This window comes from Lacunimicrobium album, assembly GCF_052161635.1.
Classification (GTDB): domain Bacteria; phylum Planctomycetota; class Planctomycetia; order Planctomycetales; family Planctomycetaceae; genus SXPC01.
The window spans coordinates 4,476,302-4,497,234 of sequence record NZ_CP197413.1 but is presented as its reverse complement, the minus strand read 5'-3'; the positions used below and the strand labels follow the sequence as shown (position 1 = coordinate 4,497,234).

16 protein-coding genes are annotated in these 20,933 nt (G+C 55.3%); 11 read left to right on the top strand and 5 right to left on the bottom strand.

From position 1 onward, the window contains the following. Positions 1–168 precede the first annotated feature (168 nt). Entirely contained in the window at positions 169–1,968 is a 1,800-nt protein-coding gene (locus SH248x_RS18090; RefSeq protein ID WP_459555712.1) for a hypothetical protein, read from the top strand. 106 nt (positions 1,969–2,074) lie between these two features. Here the strand turns inward: SH248x_RS18090 and carB are convergent, their stop codons facing one another. Further along, on the bottom strand, positions 2,075–5,335 hold the full coding sequence (gene carB, locus SH248x_RS18085; protein ID WP_459555711.1) for a carbamoyl phosphate synthase large subunit: 3,261 nt from the start codon (positions 5,333–5,335) through the stop codon (positions 2,075–2,077). A 331-nt stretch (positions 5,336–5,666) separates the two neighbouring features. On the opposite strand from carB, the gene SH248x_RS18080 reads away from it, so the two are divergent. Continuing rightward, positions 5,667–6,167 (top strand): EVE domain-containing protein, encoded by a 501-nt coding sequence (locus SH248x_RS18080; protein ID WP_459555710.1) that lies wholly within the window; start codon positions 5,667–5,669, stop codon positions 6,165–6,167. 79 nt (positions 6,168–6,246) lie between these two features. Here SH248x_RS18080 and SH248x_RS18075 read toward each other — a convergent pair whose 3' ends face one another. Further along, entirely contained in the window at positions 6,247–6,693 is a 447-nt protein-coding gene (locus tag SH248x_RS18075) for a hypothetical protein (protein ID WP_459555709.1), read from the bottom strand. Between the two features lie 204 nt (positions 6,694–6,897). Between SH248x_RS18075 and SH248x_RS18070 the strand changes: the two genes are divergently transcribed. Together SH248x_RS18070 and SH248x_RS18065 are read left to right on the top strand one after the other, a co-directional pair. Further along, positions 6,898–7,275 (top strand): YkgJ family cysteine cluster protein, encoded by a 378-nt coding sequence (locus tag SH248x_RS18070; RefSeq protein WP_459555708.1) that lies wholly within the window; start codon positions 6,898–6,900, stop codon positions 7,273–7,275. Positions 7,276–7,374: 99 nt separating this feature from the next. Beyond that, the gene (locus SH248x_RS18065) at positions 7,375–9,294 is read left to right on the top strand and encodes an acyl-CoA dehydrogenase family protein (protein WP_459555707.1); all 1,920 of its coding nucleotides are present in this window, start codon (positions 7,375–7,377) and stop codon (positions 9,292–9,294) included. Positions 9,295–9,479: 185 nt separating this feature from the next. Here the strand turns inward: SH248x_RS18065 and SH248x_RS18060 are convergent, their stop codons facing one another. From SH248x_RS18060 to SH248x_RS18050, 3 genes are all read right to left on the bottom strand, one after another. Continuing rightward, the gene (locus SH248x_RS18060) at positions 9,480–10,583 is read right to left on the bottom strand and encodes a serine hydrolase domain-containing protein (RefSeq protein WP_459555706.1); all 1,104 of its coding nucleotides are present in this window, start codon (positions 10,581–10,583) and stop codon (positions 9,480–9,482) included. A 23-nt stretch (positions 10,584–10,606) separates the two neighbouring features. Further along, positions 10,607–11,554 carry an alpha/beta hydrolase gene (locus tag SH248x_RS18055; protein WP_459555705.1) on the bottom strand — a complete coding sequence of 316 codons (948 nt, stop codon included), beginning with the start codon at positions 11,552–11,554 and terminating at the stop codon, positions 10,607–10,609. A gap of 315 nt (positions 11,555–11,869) precedes the next feature. Then, positions 11,870–12,364, bottom strand: a complete 495-nt coding sequence (locus SH248x_RS18050) for a VOC family protein (protein ID WP_459555704.1) — start codon at positions 12,362–12,364, stop codon at positions 11,870–11,872. Positions 12,365–12,628: 264 nt separating this feature from the next. On the opposite strand from SH248x_RS18050, the gene SH248x_RS18045 reads away from it, so the two are divergent. The 7 genes from SH248x_RS18045 (at position 12,629) to SH248x_RS18015 (ending at position 20,876) form a co-directional block, all read left to right on the top strand. Then, positions 12,629–13,516, top strand: a complete 888-nt coding sequence (locus SH248x_RS18045; protein ID WP_459555703.1) for a hypothetical protein — start codon at positions 12,629–12,631, stop codon at positions 13,514–13,516. An 83-nt stretch (positions 13,517–13,599) separates the two neighbouring features. Continuing rightward, entirely contained in the window at positions 13,600–14,034 is a 435-nt protein-coding gene (locus SH248x_RS18040; RefSeq protein ID WP_459555702.1) for a hypothetical protein, read from the top strand. 195 nt (positions 14,035–14,229) lie between these two features. Then, positions 14,230–15,450, top strand: coding sequence for a DUF58 domain-containing protein (locus tag SH248x_RS18035; protein ID WP_459555701.1), 1,221 nt, complete (start codon positions 14,230–14,232; stop codon positions 15,448–15,450). Further along, entirely contained in the window at positions 15,440–17,824 is a 2,385-nt protein-coding gene (locus SH248x_RS18030) for a transglutaminase-like domain-containing protein (protein WP_459555700.1), read from the top strand. Before SH248x_RS18035 ends, SH248x_RS18030 begins: the two co-directional genes overlap by 11 nt. A gap of 28 nt (positions 17,825–17,852) precedes the next feature. Next, positions 17,853–18,809: an AAA family ATPase gene (locus SH248x_RS18025; protein WP_459555699.1), complete on the top strand. Its 957-nt coding sequence runs from the start codon at positions 17,853–17,855 to the stop codon at positions 18,807–18,809. A gap of 5 nt (positions 18,810–18,814) precedes the next feature. After that, positions 18,815–19,327 (top strand): hypothetical protein, encoded by a 513-nt coding sequence (locus SH248x_RS18020; protein ID WP_459555698.1) that lies wholly within the window; start codon positions 18,815–18,817, stop codon positions 19,325–19,327. Beyond that, entirely contained in the window at positions 19,320–20,876 is a 1,557-nt protein-coding gene (locus SH248x_RS18015; protein ID WP_459555697.1) for a permease, read from the top strand. The genes SH248x_RS18020 and SH248x_RS18015 overlap by 8 nt, the downstream gene beginning before the upstream one ends. The last annotated feature ends 57 nt before the right edge of the window (positions 20,877–20,933 follow it).

Sequence of the window (20,933 nt, the reverse complement as noted above, 5' to 3'; positions counted from 1 at the left end):
AGCAACCCCACGGCCGACACGGCCGTGGCACACTTCCATCTGACGGGCGATCGATTCTCGATTCATCTTCTCACGCCCTCCCAATCCGCTTAGAGTAATCATTCATCGCGCAGCCACGCGTGTTGCGTACCTATCGATTCGTTGCTCACTTTGAGGAGATTGTCTGTAATGCGAACGCCCCAGGCCTTCGCGACGTGGTCCCCCGTCGCTTTGTCAGTTGCCCTGATCTGCTCTCTCGCCACGTCGACCCATGCTGCTGACAGTCCTCGTGAACTTCACCCGGTCGATTCGGTGTTCTACGTGGAATACGATGGCCGCGAGAAACACGACGAAGCGGTTCACAATACGGCCGCTCATGCCGCCTTTCACGATTCCGGACTTGAAGAGCTCTCCATCGCGACCATGGACTTCATTCAGGAAGTCCTGAATAAAAACGAACAAACGATTGATGCTGCTCAATTCTTCGAAGGCCTTCGTACGGCTGTCAGCCGAGGCCTGGAGCATGGAGTCTCTGTCTCGATCGCCATCCCTCAGGAAGGCATGCCAGTTCCGCGAATGACGCTGGTGCTCCATGACTCGGGCGAACTCGTTTCCGACTGGGCCTGGTACGCTGGCGAAATGGCCAACAAGTATCCGGAAGCCTTCGATAACGCGGAACTTATCCAGAAGACCATCGAAGAACGCGATGTCACCGCGATCGCTGTCAAAGGTGACATCAACGCTGAGATCGCGACCTGGAAGGAAGGCAACCACGCCCTCCTGACCATTGGGCTGGGGGCGTCCAAATGGGCGATGTCCGTCGCGACTGGCAAAATGGAAAACATCACTGCCAACAAAACGATCGCTGAAGGGCTGGCGACGAAGGCTGATTTCGAAGTCATCATGCACAGCGTTCTCGATACCTCGACTCTGCTTCGTAAGTATGAAGGCTTCACCATTCCTAACGACTCCGGCGAACCTCTCACTGTCGGCGATCTCTTCAAGATGACTGGCATGAACAAACTCGGCTTGATGACTTGCCAGTCAGGCTACAAAGACGCTGCCATCTGGACAGTCACAAAACTCCAATGCAAGGGTTCAGAGAAAGAGCAGACACCCTCCTTTTCGCTCACCGACCTTCCTCCGCTTCCCTGGGATACGACGGCTGCTACCGCCCTCAATATCGATCTCACGGGTGATTTCCGTGGACTCAAGAAACTGGTGGAGTCTGCACTCGCGTTTGCACCGAAACGTGAGCGCGAGCAGGCATTTGAAATCTTTGACAACCTCAACAAGGTCGTTGGCTTCGATATCGAGCAAGATCTGCTCGACTCGTTCGGCGATCTGGCTTGTTTTTATGTCGATCCCGATGGCGGTAGTTATGGTCTCGGATTCGGGATCGCGATCAAAGTCAAAGATAATGAGAAGCTGCTCAAGACGATGGGTCTGATCGAAGCCAAACTGAAAGATGTGGGCGACTCACCCGTCTTCCTGCTCCCTTCTGAAAAGCTCGACCGGACCATGTATCTGACTGAGTTCTACATCGAAGAAGGTTCGATCCAATACGGCGCCATGGGCATCGATAAAGACTGGTTCGTCATCGGACTGATGCCTCAAACCGTGACCGGCTTCTTCCATCGTCTTGATGGCTCGATCATCAGTTGGGAACCAACGGAAGAACTCAAGGAATGCCTGGATGAAATGCCAAAGTCATACCATCAAGTCGCCTTTGCTGATGTCCGAGGCGCGACCCGACTGGCCTATAACTGGCTGGTCTTCATTTCCCCATTCTTTCAATCGGGGATCTACAACAGCGGCGTCCTGGAAGATGAGCAAACCCTCCCCTTCCATGTCGAAGATCTCCCACCTGCCGAACTGATCATCGATCCGCTCTTCCCCAACGTCACCACCTGCACCAAAGAGGGTGATACCTACATCTGGACGACACGAAGCTCAACCGGCCTGTGGGGCATGCTCGGGCTGTATTAAGATTGGTTGTGTCGGTCTGACCAACGGTCACAGTGACTAAAACAAAAAACGCCATCACTCGATTTCTCGCGTGATGGCGTTTTTGTTTATGAACGACCAGTATCAATTATTCGACGTCCGCCAGCCATTCCTGCAGGCTCTTGACGCGAGGAGTGGCGTCTTCACAGAAGGCTTCGATGGCTTTGACGACGGCTAAGCACCCCGGCAGCGTGGTGACGCAGGGGATGCCGTGAGTGACGGCGGCGGCGCGGATCTTGCCTTCGTCGAACTGACGGCCCTTCTTGCTGGGTGTGTTGAGGATGTACTGGATGTCGTCGTTGACCATGTAGTCCAGGATGTTCGGGCGACCTTCCTGGACTTTCTTGACGACTTCGACATCGACCCCTGCTTCACGCAGAACCGCTGCTGTTCCGGAAGTCGAGATGATCTTAAAGCCGAGCTGCTTGAGCTTGCGGGCGGGCTCGATCATCTGATGCTTCATGTTGCCAGCCATGCTGATGAAGATCTTGCCTTCGAAAGGAATCGGCGATCCCGCGGCGATCTGGCTTTTCGCGAACGCGCGGGCGAATTCCATGTCGATCCCCATGACTTCCCCGGTAGAGAGCATTTCTGGACCGAGCACGATGTCGACGCCTGCGAAGCGAGAAAATGGGAAGACTGATTCTTTGACCGAGGTATGCTTCGGCCAAACTTCGCGCGTCAGCCCCTGCTCTTTTAAGGAGACGCCGACCATGACTTTGGAAGCTGCCTGGGCGAGGTTCACGCCGGTGGCTTTCGAGACGAACGGGACCGTTCGGCTGGCACGCGGGTTGACTTCGAGCAGGTAGACTTTGTTCTTGCCCTCTTCCTGCTTGATCGCGAACTGGATGTTCATCAGGCCGCGAACGGTGAGGCCTTTGGCGAGCTTATACGACGCGTCTTTGATCTCGTCGATGGTCTCTTGAGACAGCGAGTGAGGAGGAATTGCACAGGCAGAGTCGCCCGAGTGAACGCCCGCTTCTTCGATGTGTTCCATGACGCCGCCGACGAGGCTCGTTTCGCCATCGGAGATGACATCGACATCGACTTCGATCGCATCCTGCAGGAACTTGTCGATCAGCACCGGGTGTTCTGGAGAGGCATCGACGGCATGCTGCATGTAACGCATGAGCGTATCGGAGTCGTAACAGATCTGCATCGCACGACCGCCGAGAACGAAGCTCGGACGGACCAGAACGGGGAAGCCGATGCGTTCTGCGATCGCGACTGCTCCTTCGTTATCGCTGGCGATCCCGTTCGGCGGTTGATGCAGGCCGAGTTTATCGAGGACGTTCTTGAAGAGGTTGCGGTCTTCAGCGAGGTCGATGCTTTCAACCGATGTGCCGATGATCTTGACGCCCGCAGCTTCGAGGCCCTTGGCGAGGTTCAGAGGAGTCTGACCACCGAACTGCACGATGACACCGTCGGGTTTCATACGGTCGCAGACGTTGAGGACGTTTTCGAGCGTGAGTGGCTCGAAGAATAGCAGGTCGGACGTATCGTAGTCGGTCGAAACCGTTTCCGGGTTCGAGTTGACCATGATGGTTTCGATACCCAGCGACTTCAGCGCGAAGCTGGCCTGGCAGCAGCAATAGTCGAACTCGATCCCCTGGCCGATGCGGTTCGGACCGCCGCCGAGGATCATAATGCGTTTCGGCTTGTCAGGGTTACGGGCTGGCGTTTCGTCTTCGTCTTCGTAGGTGGAATAGAAGTACGGTGTCTTGGCTTCGAATTCCGCTGCACAGGTATCGACCTGCTTGAAGGTTGCGACGATGCCGCGGGAGATGCGGTGGTGTCGAACTTCCATCTGTGTCGAATTGAGGAAGGCGGCCAGTTGTGGGTCGGAGAAGCCGGCGCGTTTGGCCTTGCGGAGCATCTCGTCGCTGATTTCCGACAGCTTGCCGACGGCGCGGAGTTCAAGTTCGAACTCGACGATCTCACGGATATGGTTGAGGAACCAGCGGTCGATATTGCAGAGGTCGAAGATATCATCGACGCTCAAGCCGGACAGCAGCGCAAAGCGGATGTACCACATGCGATCGGCGTTCGGGATCGAGAGCTTACTCTTGATCTCATCGAGCGTGGGCTGCTCGGGAGTTCCCCACAGGTCCTTGCGACCGCCGCCGAGTCCGACGTGACCGGTTTCCAGACCACGCAGGGCTTTCTGCAACGACTCTTTGAACGTGCGTCCCATCGCCATCGTCTCGCCGACCGACTTCATCTGGACGGTGAGAGTTGGATCAGCGTCAGGGAATTTCTCGAACGTCCAGCGCGGCACTTTGGTGACGACGTAATCGATCGTCGGCTCGAAGCAGGCGAGCGTTTCTTTGGTGATGTCGTTGGGGATTTCGTCGAGCGTATAACCGACAGCCAGTTTCGCGGCGATCTTGGCGATCGGGAAGCCGGTCGCTTTGGAGGCCAGGGCGGAAGAACGGCTGACGCGGGGATTCATTTCGATGACCGTCATACGTCCCGTTTTCGGGTCGATGGCAAACTGGACGTTCGAGCCGCCGGTTTCGACACCGATTTCACGCATGACAGCGATCGTGGCATCGCGCATCCGCTGGTATTCTTTATCAGACAGCGTTTGAGCAGGAGCGACCGTGATTGAGTCACCGGTGTGGACGCCCATCGGGTCGAAGTTCTCGATCGAGCAGATGATGACGACGTTGTCGTTCTTATCCCGCATGACCTCCATCTCGTATTCTTTCCACCCGAGGACCGATTCCTCGAGAAGGACCGAGCTGACAGGAGACAGGCTCAAGCCGTAGGCGACTTTTTCTTCGTATTCTTGCTTATTGTAGGCAATCCCGCCCCCTGCCCCGCCGAGGGTGTAGCTGGCGCGGATGATGACTGGCAGGCCGATTTCCTTCAGAGCGGCTTTGGCTTCGTCCATGTTGTGGACGATGGCCGAGCGAGGGACATCCAGACCGATTTTGATCATGGCTTTCTTGAAGGACTCGCGTTCTTCGGCCTTGGAGATGACCTGCTCATTGGCGCCGATCATCTCGATGCCGAGTTGATCGAGGATGCCGCGTCGAGCCAGATCCATGGCGGTGTTCAGACCGGTCTGGCCGCCGAGGGTGGGAAGAACGGCACAGGGTCGTTCTTTTTCCAAGATGCGTTGAACGTACTGCCAGGTGATCGGTTCGATGTAGGTCCGATCGGCGATATCGGGGTCGGTCATGATGGTCGCCGGGTTGGAGTTGACCAGGACGACTTCATACCCCTCTTCACGCAGGGCTTTGCAGGCCTGAGTTCCGGAGTAGTCGAATTCGCAGGCCTGCCCAATGACGATAGGGCCGGAACCGATGATGAGGATCTTTTTGAGGTCGGTACGTTTAGGCACGGGCGCAGATTTCTTACTGTGGATTCGGGCGAGTATTCAGCCATGAAGCAGAACAACACTGCTTCATTGACAGTCACGTCAGGACGTCAAAATTCAGGCGGCGCGTAAGTTCAGCCACGCGCGAGCGCAAATTTCATCAAAGGTATCAAGAGGGCGCCGAGATTCAAGCGCACGCGCTGGGAACGTCGTAAGAATTCATGGTGGCTGATCTGTTTGAGTCATTTCAGTTTGGCAGTGTCGAAGCGATGCTGAGCCCAGTGTTGTCATTTTTCAGGCGGGAGTTACGATCATTTCGCAGTCGTTCGCATCTTCTTTTTGAAAGCATCCTGTTGTGCCTAAAGCCTCCCCTGCCCCCAAGAAATCGACCGGCCTACGCTACTGGCTGTTCAAATCCGAGCCCACGGCCTATTCCATCGATGATCTGGCTCGCGACAAGAAAACGTACTGGGACGGCGTTCGCAACTATCAGGCCCGCAACATGTTGCGTGACGAAGTCAAGAAGGGGGACCTCGTTTTCTGCTACCACAGCAACGCCGAGCCGATGGCGATTGTGGGAATCATGGAAATCGTGAAAGAGTCTTACGTCGATCACTCTGCATTCGATAAGAACGACGAATGCCATTACGATCCGAAAAGCAATCCGGATAACCCCGCCTGGGTGATGGTTGATGTCAAATTCGTCGAGAAGTTCGCAACGCCAGTCACTCGGGAGATGCTGAAAAACAATCCCGTTACAGCCGACATGATGGTGATGAAGAAAGGCTCTCGCCTTTCGATCCAGCCGGTCACCAAAGAGGAATGGGATGCGGTATTGAAGCTCGCCGGTAAATAATTAGTTCGCCACCTTCTCTCTGTTCGTTCAGAGAGAAGGGCAAACATCACCTCATTTGCCGATGAGAAGTGATCAAGGCTTAGTAGCTGCCGCCGGTTGAGCCGAAGCTGCCGTAAGAGCCGTAACCATTGAACTGGATGGAAGAGACAGGAGCTCCGACCGAGCCGTAGCTGCCGTATCCACCGTAGCTACCGCCAGTTGAACCGTAACCGCCGCTGGAACCACCGGTTGAGCCGTAGCTGCCAGCGCTGCCGCCTGAGCTGCCGTTGTGTCGGTGTTTGTGACGGAGGTGACCACGACGACCGCCGCCTGAGCTACCGCCGGTTGAACCGTAGTCATCAGCGTATCCGCCGCTTGAACCACCATTTGAGCCGTAGGTGTCGCCACCGCTTGAACCATAGGTATCGCCAGTTGATCCGCCGCTTGAGCCGTGGCCACGGTGACGGAACAGACCAGCGGTCGCTGGTGACAGTGAGCTGGCACCAATGACCAACGCGAGGGTTGTGCAGAGAACGATCTTGGACATTCGAGGCTTCTCCAAAGTAGCATAGACAGAATTGTCATGAATCGCGCGAATCGCTCGCGCGTAATGTTCAGTACGTGAGTATTGTAATTGTTACATGGCACATGCAAGATGCGGGGTATGCGCCGGTACGAGAATCTGGATAATTTCGCCTGACATATCGGAAGGCATGAATTCGACACATCATGTTTGGCTGATTTGATATCGATGATTCACCTGACACAACTATCTCCGAAGTCCTGTGACAGCTGTGGCTTATGCTGCGAAGGCATTGGTTCGCCTGTGCTCGAATACGCGACACGGTACACCGGCTACGTACCGCCCCGACCAGCCGGGATGACCCCGGAGCTGATTGAGGAGATCGAGTTCCATTTCTCCGGGCTTTGCAGGGGGCAGGAGCCGCTGGAACGCTGTTTGTGGTTTGACCCAGTGGCGAGAGGATGCCGGCATTACGACCTTCGGCCTCAGATTTGCCGTGATTATGAGCTGGGAGGCACTTCGTGTCTTTTGAGCCGAAAGAAGTGGTTGGAGGAGCAGCCAAAGGCCGATGTATCAACAAAAACTGATGCGTCGTCTTTCCTTTGATCCCACTGAGCCTATAATTGACGTATCAAGTAACTCAATTGGGAATCTTTCGGCGATGAGACAGCCTTTCCGCTGACCACGAATGCAAGAGGTGACATCATGACGCAAATGCTGAAACCAGAAGAACAAACGACGACTCCACGAGATGATAACTTTGTTGAAGTTGCCCTCAGGCTGTCCGGCAAAAGCGAAGAGGAAGCACGGACAACCGGGGAAATGGACCGAGCCGATGACCAGCTCGAAAAGATGTTTGATAAGAAGTATCAGACGATCGGCAGCCCGATTCACAAAGCTGTCTGGGATGACGAAGTCGATGTGGACCTTTTTAAACCGCACCCCACGCAAGCCGATGAGCATACCCAGCGTGTCATGGATCATTCGATCGACGTTGTCAGGCGTCATAAGGCCGCCGGGACACTTTTGAATGAACAGAACAAAATCAGCCAACAGGCCCTTCAGGACCTTGCGCAAGCCGGTTACTGGGGCATGTTGGTTGACCGGTCATTTGGAGGCGCGGGCGCCCCGTTCCGCGTCTTCTCCAAATTCTTGACGCGGATGGCGACCGTCGACCCGACAGTCGCTGGTTTAGGCTCCGTCCACGGCTGTATCGGTGCCGTCGATCCCATCCGCGCTTTTGGTAACGATGAGCAACAGGCTCAATATCTGCCCAAGCTGGCGAACGGTGAGAAGCTGTCTGGTTTCGCGCTGACGGAACCTGCGGCGGGTTCCGATCTGACCGCGCTCAAGACGACTGCTGTTCTCGACGGCGATGATTATGTCGTCAATGGCGAGAAGCTGTTTATCACCAATGCGACCTTCGGACGAACCATTGGCCTTGTCTGCAAAATTGATGGCATACCCGCCGTCCTGATTGCTGATCTTCCCGAGGAAGAAAACGAACAGTTCCATTTGGTAAAGTATGGGATCCACGCCCTGCGTCACTCGTACAACAACGGGCTGGTTTTCAAAGACTTCCGCGTGCCGAAGAAGAACCTGCTGGCTGTTCCCGCTGGTGACGGGCTGACGATTGCCTATCACGGCCTCAATCGTGGCCGCGTTGCTTTGTGTGCGACTGCTGCGGGGACGATGCGATTGATGATGGCGAACATGCTGCCGTGGGCGAAGTTTCGTCGGACGTATGGGAACCCGATTGATACGCGTGAACTGGTTCAAAAGCGCATTGGTAAACTGGCCGGGATGATCGTTGCTGCGGATGCACTGGTCGACTGGACAAGCTGGCTGCTTGATGAAGGATTCCGTGGCGAGATGGAGTGCATCATCGCCAAGATCTTTGGCAGTGAATCACAAAAGGAAGCCGCGATTGAGCTGTTCATGAAAACGCACGGCGGTCGTGCCTTCCTTCACGGACACCTGTTCGGCGATTACGTCCATGAGTTCCTGGCCCCTTGTATCTACGAAGGGGAAGGCGAGATGCTCGGCATGGCGTTTCTCAAGTCGCTGATCAAGGATCATGGTCGCAAGTATTATGAGCCGATTGGTAAAGCGATCGCGAAGGCGGGCATCAAGAATCCCAACCCGATGAACCCGATGCATGCCTGGGCGATCAAGGATGCAGCCATTCCCTATCTGGGATGGCGTGTTGCCCAGAACCTGAACGGCTGGAAGAAGCTGAACTTCGGCGGGATGTCTGACGTCCTGGCTGAACATGCTTCCTACGCTGCGAACGAACTGCAGAGTTCTCGTTTTGCCGTCGATGGGCTGATGCAGAAGTATCAGCTCAAACTCGCGGATCGTCAGTGTTCGATGGCGGATGCGTCGTTGAAAATCCAGAACCTTGTCACGATGCTTGTGACTGCGCTGTGGGCTGATGCCCAGAACAACGAGCTTCATGCGACGGCAGCGGATGTCATGTGCCAGGAGCTCAGGCAGCGCATCACGGGTAAGAAACTCGGTGCGAAGTATTACCGTACGGTTACCAAACTCGGGGCTGCGATTGCAGAGGGTGGGTATTCCGATATTGCAGGAATCGATCCGGAACCGATCTTGATGAAGTACTAGGCAACGCTATGAGATGTGCGACGAAAGTGTCGTGAAGCGAACACATGCCTAGCGCCCACCCTCATCCGTCGGCGAAGCGCCGCCACCTTCTCCCCGGGGGAGAAGGATCAAAACAATTAAACGGCAGGCTCAGGCGACTTTGGTGGCCTGGGCCTGTTTCGGTTTCTAAACGATGGGTATCAAGCTCACGGTTCGAGCTGGATGGGAATACTCAGCAGTTTTTTCATGACCTCATGCACTGGCTTTTGTTCAAAGGCGTTGGAAGTGACGAGGACAGCCTCTTTCCGGGTTGGTATGAAGCAGACGGCGCAGTACCACATGGTGTTGCTGCCATTATGAAACAACACCGGCTCGGGCTTGTTGGGAAAAAAGACCACCCAGCCGGCCGCGTAGCGATCAGGGCCGGGAGTATGGAGCGCTTTCATTGTTTCTTCCGTGAGGCCGAGAGGATTGGGCTCGCTGGAGAAGTGCGCGACGATAAACTTTGACCAATCTTCCAAGCTGGCATGAACAGTCCCAGCCGGGCCGAGAAATGGTGGATTGTCTCCTTCGACAGCAGCAGGAACATTCATCGCGTTGCGGACATGGCCGAACGGCTGTGTCACGTTTTTGCCGGGTTTGACGGGGCCAAAACCAGCCGACTTCATTTCCAGCGGCTCGAAGATCTGCTCTCGCATGAGAGTCTCCCAGGCCTTGCCGGACTGACGTTCGAGAAGATGGCCGAGCAGGATATAGCCAAGGTTGGAATAAGTATCATCGGTATCGGGCGCGTACTCGGGAGCTTCTTTTAACACCGGCTGTAGAACATCACGGCGCTGCTTGATCTTCCCCTGGTCAACTTTGACCGCTCTCTTCAGCAACATCTCCGAGACGGACGCATTGGCTTTCAGACCACTGCGATGATGAAGCAGCTGCTTGACGGTGACTGTTTTGAAATCGTTATGAATTTCCCAGTCAGCCAGTAACTCACCGAGCGTCGAATCGAACTTGAGTTCACCACGTTGGACTGCCAGTCCGATCAATGTTCCTGTCATTGCCTTGGTGCAGGAACCAAGGTGAAACAGGTCTTGATCCGTGATGAGAATCTCTTTGCGATGGTGTCGCTTGCCAGCCGTTGCCTGGGCTTTGATTTTGCCATCATGGACAACGAGAACTCCCATACCGCCGGGATGCTCGTGCTTCTCGATGACTTCCGTCAGCAGCGTCTTTAGACTCTCTGCCGAGATTTCTTCTGCAGAAACCGACACGCCGCATGTCAGCAGTACCGTAACGATAGCGATAATGGCCATCTGAGATTTCATGCGCAGCCAGTTCAGTTTGCAGAGATAGAGCGAGCGACAGATGTATCGATGAACTCGATCACGAGTTTACGATAAGCGTCCTTGTCCCTGACATCCAGTCCCATATGAGTCGCGTCTTTGAAGATTTTGAGCGTCGACTGGGCTTTGACGACTTCATGAAGAGCTTGTGCTTCGCTGGGTCTGGCGTGAACATCCTGGTCTCCTGCCAGGATCAAAACGGGAACATCCGCTGGCATGCCGGAAATCGACTTCAGCGGCGAGATGTTATCAAACTGAGGAAGAACAGTGAGGGCAGCCAGTCGCAGGCTGCGATAAGCAAAGGCATCAATGTAATCAGGCAGCATGTTTTGACAGCGATTCCAGACAGCCGTCTGCAGATCCTGATAGGGACATTCCAGAATGTAGGCGCGGGCACGCTGGCCGAGTTCATTTGCTGCAAACACCGCTGCAGCCGATCCCAGCGACTGCCCCCAGACAACTAGTGACTGGTCAGGGTGATTCACTTGCAACCAGTCATGACACGCGAGCACGTCCCGCTGGGCTGAATAGCCGAAGTCATTGCGATCACCTTGTGAATCTCCGTGTGCCCGCAGCGAGGGAATCATGACAGAGTAACCGGCTTTCAGAAGCCATTGGATATGATGCTCGGCGACGGATCGGCTCGCAAAATTGCCGTGGAGGAGAAGAATGACGGGTTTGCCAGACTGACCAGGAAAGTACCAGGCGCCGATCTCAAGGTCGTCGCTGGTGCGAAGGCGGAGATTCTCGTAGGTGATGTCTTTCAGAAGTCGCGGGGTCTCTGCTGTCAGTCGCGGTGACCGACGGCTCGTCAAGTAGTCAGCCACCAGCAGGCTCAGTCCAAGCCATAGCGTGATGACCAGCGACGACGACCAGAAGAGTCGTCGGCTGAGTCGTTTTCGGACGGGTAAACTCTCGTGAGGTGTCTGTGCGTGTGGCATGAGTTAGTAAATGCTCGGGGACCATCTTTTGAAGACTGGCTGCATCAGTAGCTGTTCGAGAATCTCCAAATGCCCTCCTCGGGAGGGCGAGGCTCCGTCCGAGCCGCTGTCCCGCGTTGCAATGGTTGATCTGCAAATCGAGGTTGTATGATGTGCCGGGGCTAGAAAACGTCGAGGCCGTCGAAGTCCAACTGCACAGCTCAAGTTTCGCAACGCAAAGAAGCGGCTCACACGGAGGTTCGCCCTCCCGACGCCGCTGATGCTTGTGTTGGAAAGACGAACTGCAATTCTTCAAACAGCTCATTAGCACATTTACTACGCGACTGACTGTGGGGTTTCAGTCATTTCCATGGCTTGGGTCATCAGGTCGCGGTACCGTTTCGTCAGTTCGTCCTTCGAGAGCTCTTCTTTGTTTGTCGAGATCGTCCAGCTGTGGCCGAAGGGGTCCATGACGCAGCCAGAGCGGTCGCCGTAGAACTGATCCTTGACGGGACGGACTTCTTTGGCTCCTGCTGCAATCGCGTTTGCGAAGGTTGCGTCGACGTCTTCGGTGTAGATCATCAGGCTGACAGGAGACCCTCCGAGAGTCAGTGGGCAACGGGCATTCCAGGCGGGATTTTCTTCAGCGAGCATGATGACGGAATCGCCGATGCGGATTTCCGCGTGGCCAACAACGCCATCGGGACCTTCCAGACGCAGTTGTTCTTTGGCGCCAAATGCTTTCTCGTAGAAATGAATCGCTTGGGGAGCATCGCGAACGATGATGTAAGGGGTGACCGAATGGTAGCCTGGGGGAATAGGACTTGGCATCGTCGGGTCTCCTCATCAGTCGAGTGGACAGAAGCAGGGAGCGTTTCACCAGAATTCATCTGATTGAGTTTACCCCTTGCTGGAGTGGATACAAGTTTTTGTCGAAAAAGGGAGTTGATTGGCGAGAGTCGTCGTTCCAGGTGCGCCGGAACCATCCGGGGAGAAATGCTGGTTTGATGCTCAACCGTGGCGGTGTCTGTCTGTTTCCCATTATACTTTACCCAAGACATTCCCCTGCCAGTAATCACCAACGAGCCGACAACGATGCCCGATGTCCCAGACTGGGTCGATGCAGGACGTGGACACACGCCCGAACTCAAATGGACCTTCAAAGCCGATGGTCCTTTGACCTCGATGAGGCTGACCCGCGAAACGTCCGAGCTTCATCTTACTGACGAGATCGGTGGGATTTACCGTCTGAGTTCGACGGGCAAGATGACCCAGATGACTCGTTTTCCACAGAAGATCCGTCTGCTGACGTGGAGCGATAACGGAGCGTACGGCGCTGGCATCGTCGGTAGCAACGTTCTCATCCGGTTTGATCGACAGTTCACTGCGATCTGGGAAGTCGAGCTTAGCGTCGATTGTGAAGCGATCGCGATTGATGCTTACGGCCAGTTCACGGCTGTTGCGTTCAAAGACTCGGGGAACCTGGTTCTTGATCCCTACCACCAGAAGGTCGGCATCTTTCAGACAATGCGTCCGGTCAAGTACATGGAGTTCATTCAGGACGAACCTGCGATCATCGTCGCGGCTGAGCATGGCATGATCGCGTGCTTCGATCTTGTTGGGAAAAGCATCTGGGATGAAAAGCTCTGGTCAAACGCTGGGGATCTTTCTTTGGCGCAGATCTCGCATCAGGTCTGGCTGGCGGGCTATATGCACGGCCTGCAGATCTTTGGCTTCCACGGCGAGACGGAAGGATCGTACCTCATTGAAGGTAATGCCTCGAAGGTCTCCGTCTCTGCCCGCGGCGACAAGATTGCGACCTTTACCATCGAGCAGAACCTGCTGTGGATGGACAAGGACAGCGAGATCATCTGGAGTACTCACGTCCCGTTCAATATCGCCTACTTGCAGGCTGACCCTCTCGGTCGAGAACTCATCCTGGCGGATCCTGAAGGCAAGGTTTACTGTCTGGCCTGGGAGTAAATATTTTGCCGGATTGCGAATTTTGTGCAAAAGTGTTGCATTGGCACTAGCAAAGCGTTTGGAATCTGGCGTAAATATCAGGCATGCGGTTCCTTGTTGCGACACTTCTGGCAGTGATATACGCGTCCCAGGCGTTGATGGGGCATGCGGGGCTGCATTTGTTGTCGGGGCATAGCCACTTTCCTGCTCAGCAGGATTCGGAGACCGAGGCTCGCATTGTCAGTTGCTATCATGCACCGGGCGACGAATCGCCTTGTGAGCATGATCACCATTGTTCCCATCACCATACGTCTTCCAGTTCCGATGAATCGCCGGTGCATGAGCATCATGGGGATCACAGCGAAGACGACTGTCAGATCTGTCATCATCTTGCGCATGTGGCTGTTCCGTTTGTGCCTGCCTGTTTGATGGTTGAGCAGAGCTCTGTCCTTCCGCTCGATATGCCGCAGGAACGCTTTTATCATGCGGTGGTTGTTGCTTTTCCGCAGACGCGCGGTCCGCCTGCTTTCTTCGCCTGAAGACCGACTGCTTTTCCAGGTCGCTGCTGCTTGCGCATCTGTTTGACTGGGTCTTGATGACTGATTGCTCGCGCTTGAGTGATCCGTCTGACCTGTCGTGATGCCCTTCTGTCGTCAGTGTCCGAACTGGAAAGCTGTCGTTCTTCGCCAACACGTCTGTCACATTTCTTACACGTGTTTTTGCGGGGGAAGACGATGTCTATCGCGGATGTTCTTGAACGTAGCCCGGTGGTGATGCAGCAGAGACTCGAGGCTGCCAACTCGGCTTTGAATTATGATTTCTGTCTCTGGGCCAATCGTTGGGTGTATTGGATGAAGCACCCGCTCAGCGTGCTGGGGAGCCTTCTGGTTTCGTCGGTTTTATGCGGCGTTTATGTGAATCAGGTGGCGTTCGGATTTGCCGCCCTTGTGCTTGCGTTGACAGTGCTCGGTGTGGTTTGGCCGTGGCTGTCTCTGTATGGGGTCGATTGCCGACTGGAATTTGATCGGCATCGTTGTCGAGTCGATCAGCCGGTCGCGATTCGCATTCATTTACGGAACAGATGGCCGTTCCCGGTGTGGGGAATGGAACTCAAGAAGGGCTTCGTTCTTGATGATCGTGACTCGAACGGGATTGCGATCGCCTGCTTGTGGGGATGGTCGACGAAGGTTGTGCAGTGGAATTTCCAGCCGCAGGTGCGGGGAGAATTTCCTCGACACGCTCCGGCGCTGGAGACGGGGTTTCCGTTTGGGTTGATCCGTCGTCAGAAGCCGGCGGTGTTCAATCATTCGTTGCTGGTGTGGCCGAAGGTGAGTTCTCTGCGTGGTATCCCGGAAACGAACAGCCAGAGTCAGCCGGATGAACGCTTCTCCGATCGACGGATTGGTGATGCGGGCGATCTGTTAGGGACGCGTGGCTTTCGGCAGGGGGATTCTCTGCGTCGAATCCATTGGGGCCAGACGGCCAAGCATGGGCGTTTGATCGTGACGGAACGTCAGGCGGTGATTGGCACTGTGGTGCAGTTACTGCCAGATCTTCACGCAGAGGCTCATGCGTCGGAGATGGGGAGTTCGAGCCTTGAATCGATGATTGAAATCATTGCGAGCATTGTCACCCTGCTGCACGACGAACATCAGTATGCCGAATGCCTGATTGATGACCGGTGGTATCGAGTGGGCCAGAGTGATGCTGACTATCGATGTCTTATGGATGCGCTGGCGCGTGTTCCCGCGAATGGTTTTGTGAGCGCTTCCAAAGCGGGGCGGTGTGGATGTGATCGCTGCATGACACAGATTCGTCTTTCGACGCAGCTGTCGGGGAATGTTCGGTCGTCAGCGCGGTTCATGGGACATGACATCGTCATGACGCCAGGAGAGTCTGATGTGATGCACCAACAGTTCGCCCGGGAATGGAAGAGGTTGTGCCATGTCGCCTGATGCTCGACGGGACTTCACGAAGTTCTCCAGCCACCTGATCTGTATGCTGCTGGCGATGCTGTCTTCTGCGGCGTTTGCGACAGTGGAGATTGACCGGGCTGCCTCTGTGTGGGGCGTTCGTGGCATGTTCGCTTTTGAGTGTGTCGCGACTCTCCTGCTTGGTTGGTATCTGCGGCGGGTTGCCATGCGGCTGTCGGTCCAGCCTGCGGTTTCGCCGATCCTCGTGATGGTCTTCCTGGGGAGTCTTCTTTTCGAGCCATTTTCAAGGATGGTGTTGGGAACAGGTCGACCGTTTGAAATGCTGTTGGGCTTCAGTTTGAAGAACACGGTGCTGGCGATGTCAGCGGCGGGTTGCTGGAGGAATTACCAGCAGTTGGCAGTGACGGCGAGCCTGTTCGTTCAGATGTTTGCGTTGACGTTGCTGCCGAATCATGTGTGGCCGATCACGCTGGGGTATGCCTTGATCGCGTTGTGGTGGCTGATGAACAGTCACTGGGAGCAGGTATCGAAGCGGCTTGGGAATGTACATGGAGGGACAGGACAGACAGTACCGAGAAGCGTGATCTATGTTGTCCTGGGGATCTGCGTCGCGGTTGCGGCGACCGAGTTACTGACCGACCGGGCGATGACGCGTCAGCTATCCGGGATTCTTCCGAGTTCGGGTGGAACGGGTGAGCATGATCCGTATGCACGAGATGGTGTCGGCGACGGGGATGCGCTAGTGGCGGGCAGCGAGAATATTCAGAGCTTCGCGCCGATCGAAGAGGCACCGTTCAAATCGAGCGATGAGCCGAGTTTGTATGACGTTTACAGTGATGTTTATGAGGAGCCGGTGAAGGTCAAGAATCAGAATCGAGCAATTGCCCTGCCGAATCAGCAGATGGAGGATTTGTGCTGTCGGATGGCGAAGTCGGAGATGGCGGGGAGGGAGTTCTCGACCGTCCGGCAGCCTTCGAAGTCGCGTGCCGGGCAGATGAAGGATCTGAAATCTGAGGCGTTGTTTTATGTGGCAGGACGGACGCCTTTGCATCTGCGTCAGGAACTTTTTGATCTGTACGACGGAACGATGTGGTATCCGGAAGATGGAGAAAAGATTGCGAGTCGACTCGTCGTTGAGCAGGTGAATGAGCGGCCGTGGATCACGCTGTCAACGACTGGGATGGCTTACAACAACTATGACATTTTCGCGGCCAAGGAGTCGCATGCACTGAAGATCGCGCATCTCGGCACGAACGTCATTCCCGCACCGAACCGACTGCTCGCCGTCCACATCGATCAGATGGATGATCTTAGCCTGATCAAGGAAGTTCAGCATGGACTGCTGGCGCTCGAAGGGAAGCGGATACCAGCGATGTTGCCCGTGCATTTGAGTTCGCGCGTGCTGGATACCCGACGGGTTGATGAGCAGGTTCGCAGCTTCCCGCCAGTGACGGCGTCTCGCAAACTGCCGGAGGATCCGCAGTTTGAGCGGGTTCGTGAACTGGCGGATGCCTGGTCACAGGGAATTCCCAAGGGGACTGCACAAATCGCGAAAATCATTCAGGAGTTACAGGCTCGCTGTGCGTTGGACCGAATGGCGAAAGCATCTGAAGAGTCGAATTGCACGGTGTCTGATTTTCTGTTCGAGAAGCGATCCGGACCTGACTATCAGTTTGCATCCGCGACGGCGATCCTGCTGCGATCGCTGGGATATGGGACACGTGTGGTGAGTGGGTATTATGTGAATCCGGACAAGTATGATCGGATTTCACGTCACACTCCCGTCCACAAGGAAGACCTGCATTTCTGGGTGGAAGTTTACCTGGGTGCGAATCTCTGGATGACCGTCGAGCCGACGCCAGGCTATGTTGTGCTCGGACCACCTCCGACTGTCTGGGAACAGGCATGGGCAGTGGCTGCATCGGGAGTGAATTGGATCAGCCAGCATCGCTGGGGAGTCCTGGCGATCCTGCTGATCTGTGTTGCGTTGGTTGTTACCCGCCTGTGGTGGATGGATGCGGCGAGAACGCTGGAATGGCGTACGCGACGGTCTCGCTTGTCTACGCAGCGCGTGATCGCAGCGCAGAGAATTCTCGAACTGCGATTCTCGGCCATCGGTGCGCCCCGTCGCTCTTGCCAGACGTTTCATCAATGGGCTCGACAGCATTCGTTTCTGAACGAAGACGAAGCGAATGAGTTGCTGGTCTTTGCCCGCGTCGTGGAGACGGCTCACTATGCGATGCTCGAAGGATTGCCTGATCGGGAGCGCCTTGATGCTCAGTTCCATGCCGTCAGTCAGCGGGCGTTGTGCTGTTTCACCCTGAAGCGGTTACGTGCGGCTCGACGCTTACAGAGAAAAGCGACGCTGGATTCGTCAGCCGCTGTGACTGCGTAAACACTCATTTATCAGACGAAAGCTTTTCATGTCTTCTGTTTTGTTAGACTCCTCTGTTGATTGCCATCGTAGCGATGTCGACTGTCTTACGCAGTTGCGTAAGGAATTGAATGCGATCCTGAAGGGGAAGCCAGATGTGATCGAGCTGGTGCTCGTCTGCCTGCTGTCGCGCGGGCATCTTCTGATTGAAGATAAGCCAGGACTGGGAAAAACGACGCTCGCCAAAGGACTGGCAGATGCGCTGGGGGGGCGGTTCGCGAGATTGCAGTGCACGCCGGACCTGTTGCCCAGCGATATCACGGGGTTCAATCTGTTCAATCAGAAGAACCATGAGTTCGAGTTTCGCGAAGGGCCGGTCTTCTCTGACATTCTCCTGGCCGATGAGATCAATCGCGCGACGCCGCGGACTCAGTCAGCGTTACTGGAAGCCATGGCTGAACGACAGGTCACGGTGGATGGGGCTCGCTATGGATTGCCGGATGAGTTTTTCGTTATGGCGACGCAGAATCCGACGGAACAGTTGGGTACGTATCCACTTCCGGAAGCACAGCTGGATCGCTTCGCGATGAAGTTGAGCATTGGCTATCCGCAGATGGACGATGAATTGCGTCTGCTTCAATCTGCGCTGGCAGATGGAGATTCGCGAGGGCGGATCAAATGTCTGTTTTCATCGGGGCAGCTGGCAAGCATGCAGAAAGACGTCACGAAGATTCATGTGGCAGAGAAGGTTCAGCGTTATCTCATTCAGGTGGCGCAGAAGACGCGCCAGCATCCCCGCATTGTCTTGGGGGTCAGTCCTCGCGGGTTGTTGATCTGGCAACGCTGTCTTCAAGCTCGCGCGTACCTGGAACAACGCGACTTCGTCACGATCGATGATGCGCAATCACTGGCGATCCCGGTGCTGGGTGTGCGTCTGGGATTGGATGATGTCAGCCCAGAATTTGTCCTGGAAGAAATCCTCCATCAAGTTGCAGTACCGGAGTGAACACGATGAGAACGACCGTTTTGATTTGTGGTTTGTTGTGTCTGGTTCTGGGGGCGATGTCTGGATGTCATACTGCGGCGGAGTCGACTGCGGAGGATGAGCATCTGGAGCATCATATCCCTGATCATAAGCCGGCGTCGCTGGTTGCGGCGTGGGATCAGCTTAAGGTCAGGCTCGGTCGCCTTCGCAGTGATGCAACGGCTGAGGAATTCACGGAGCTGCGAGACATCATCAACTGGCTGCCGGAACTGGCTGCGGACTCTGACTTGAAGCATTCTCAATGGGATGAGGTTCATGCTGTCAGCAAGCAGATGGAGTCGAAGACGTTGACCATGACTTCTGCGGTCGAGAATCGCGAGTCGCTGATTTCCCTGCTGGATCAACATAACGAGCTGCTTGCAAGTGCGGGGCGATCGACGCAGATTCGTCACAATGTCGAATACACCAATGTCGAATACACCGATGTTGAACACTCCAATATCGAACACACCAATGAAAAGGACGTGACGCATGATTGATCAAGGTGTTTTGTGGGGTGTCTGCCTGCGGTTTCTCCAGTCTACCTTACAGGCGGCTCCATTTGTTTTCACGGGGCTGTGTGTGATGGGGTTGTTGCATCGCATGCTGGGGCAGCAGCATACAAAGTGGTTGTTTGGCTCGAATACCGTCGGCTCGCTGTTTCAATCCTGGGTTATCGGGATGTTGCTGCCGGGGTGTTCGCTGGGAACGATTCCGATCGTCAAGCAGTTGCGGCGCAGCGGCATTGCCGTGGGGACGATCTTTGCGTTCGCGCTATCGTCGCCTTTATTTGATCCACTATCGCTGCTGTATGGGCTGACATTGTCAAAGCCGATGACGATTCTCTTGTTTGCAGGATTCTCACTGATCGTGGTGACGATTTCGGGAGCGTTGTTCGATCGATGGTTTCCGAATACGGAAGTTGATGTGCCGGAGCCGACATTAGCGCCAGCGGGTGTCAAGCGGCTGCTCTCAGTGCTTGTTGCCATGGCGAGAGAAGCAGTCAGCGGGACGATGGGGCTCATCCTGGTTGGTCTGCTGGGAGCGGCTTTATTGAGTCTGTTTCTTCCGCCGGGAATTCTTCAGCGGACGATGGGGCATGACAATCCGGCGTCACCGTTGCTGATGACCGGGATTGCTATTCCTGCCTACGCCACGCCGATGATGGCGATGGGGCAGTTGGGATCGATGTTCCAGCACGGCAACTCGATCGGTGCTGCCTTCATTCTTCTGATCTTTGGAGCAGGAGTGAACCTGGGGCTGATTGCGTGGATGTGGCTGAACTATGGATCGAGGAAGTGCCTGATCTGGATGTCGCTGATGATCTTTGTGGTGCTGACCATTTCGTATGGGATTGAGCGACCGCTTTATCCGACCGAGATCGAACCGGCTGATCACACACATGCCTTTGATACTTACTGCCAGCCATTTCCTGTCGGACAGGCGCCGGTGATTGGATACCCCGCAGAGATCTGGAGGCGAATTCAACTGGAGTCGCAATCCTATGAACTCGTGGGGCTGGCGGGTTTGCTCTCGCTGGTCTTGATGGGGCTGGGGCTCAAGGTGCTGGATCGCTATTGGGTGATCGAAACCTGGCTGGTCAAGCAGCCTGTGCAGCTCAAGCCGAGTCGATGGGATGTGACGATCCCGGCGCCGGTGCTGACAGGGCTGGGGGTCGTGGTGATTGTGGCGTTTAGTGCCGTTGGTTGTCTGGCGTATTATCCGACTCCTGAGGAGACGCTGGAGGAGCTGGTGCTCGCCAAGACGGAGGCATTTTCAGCAGCGACGTCGGGCGATCAAGGACATGCACTTCACTGGCTGCCGATCTGCGAGAGCTGGAATCGACGTCTTCAGGTCGGGACCTACCTGCGGTACTTTCGACTCAGTGATTACCATCGAATGAAGGCTCGTATCCTGAGGGATCGACTCGAGGAGCTGGAGCATTTAGTGGAGAATGGGGAGGCTCCGGATGTCATTCGCAAGCAGGTCAATGCGACGGATCTGGCGTTCCGACGTATGTCGAATGCTTATCGCACAGAATTGAAGTGAGGGGCCGCACTGGACGAGCGAATGAATTTCCTTTAAGTGCTGTTCGAGAATTCGCCA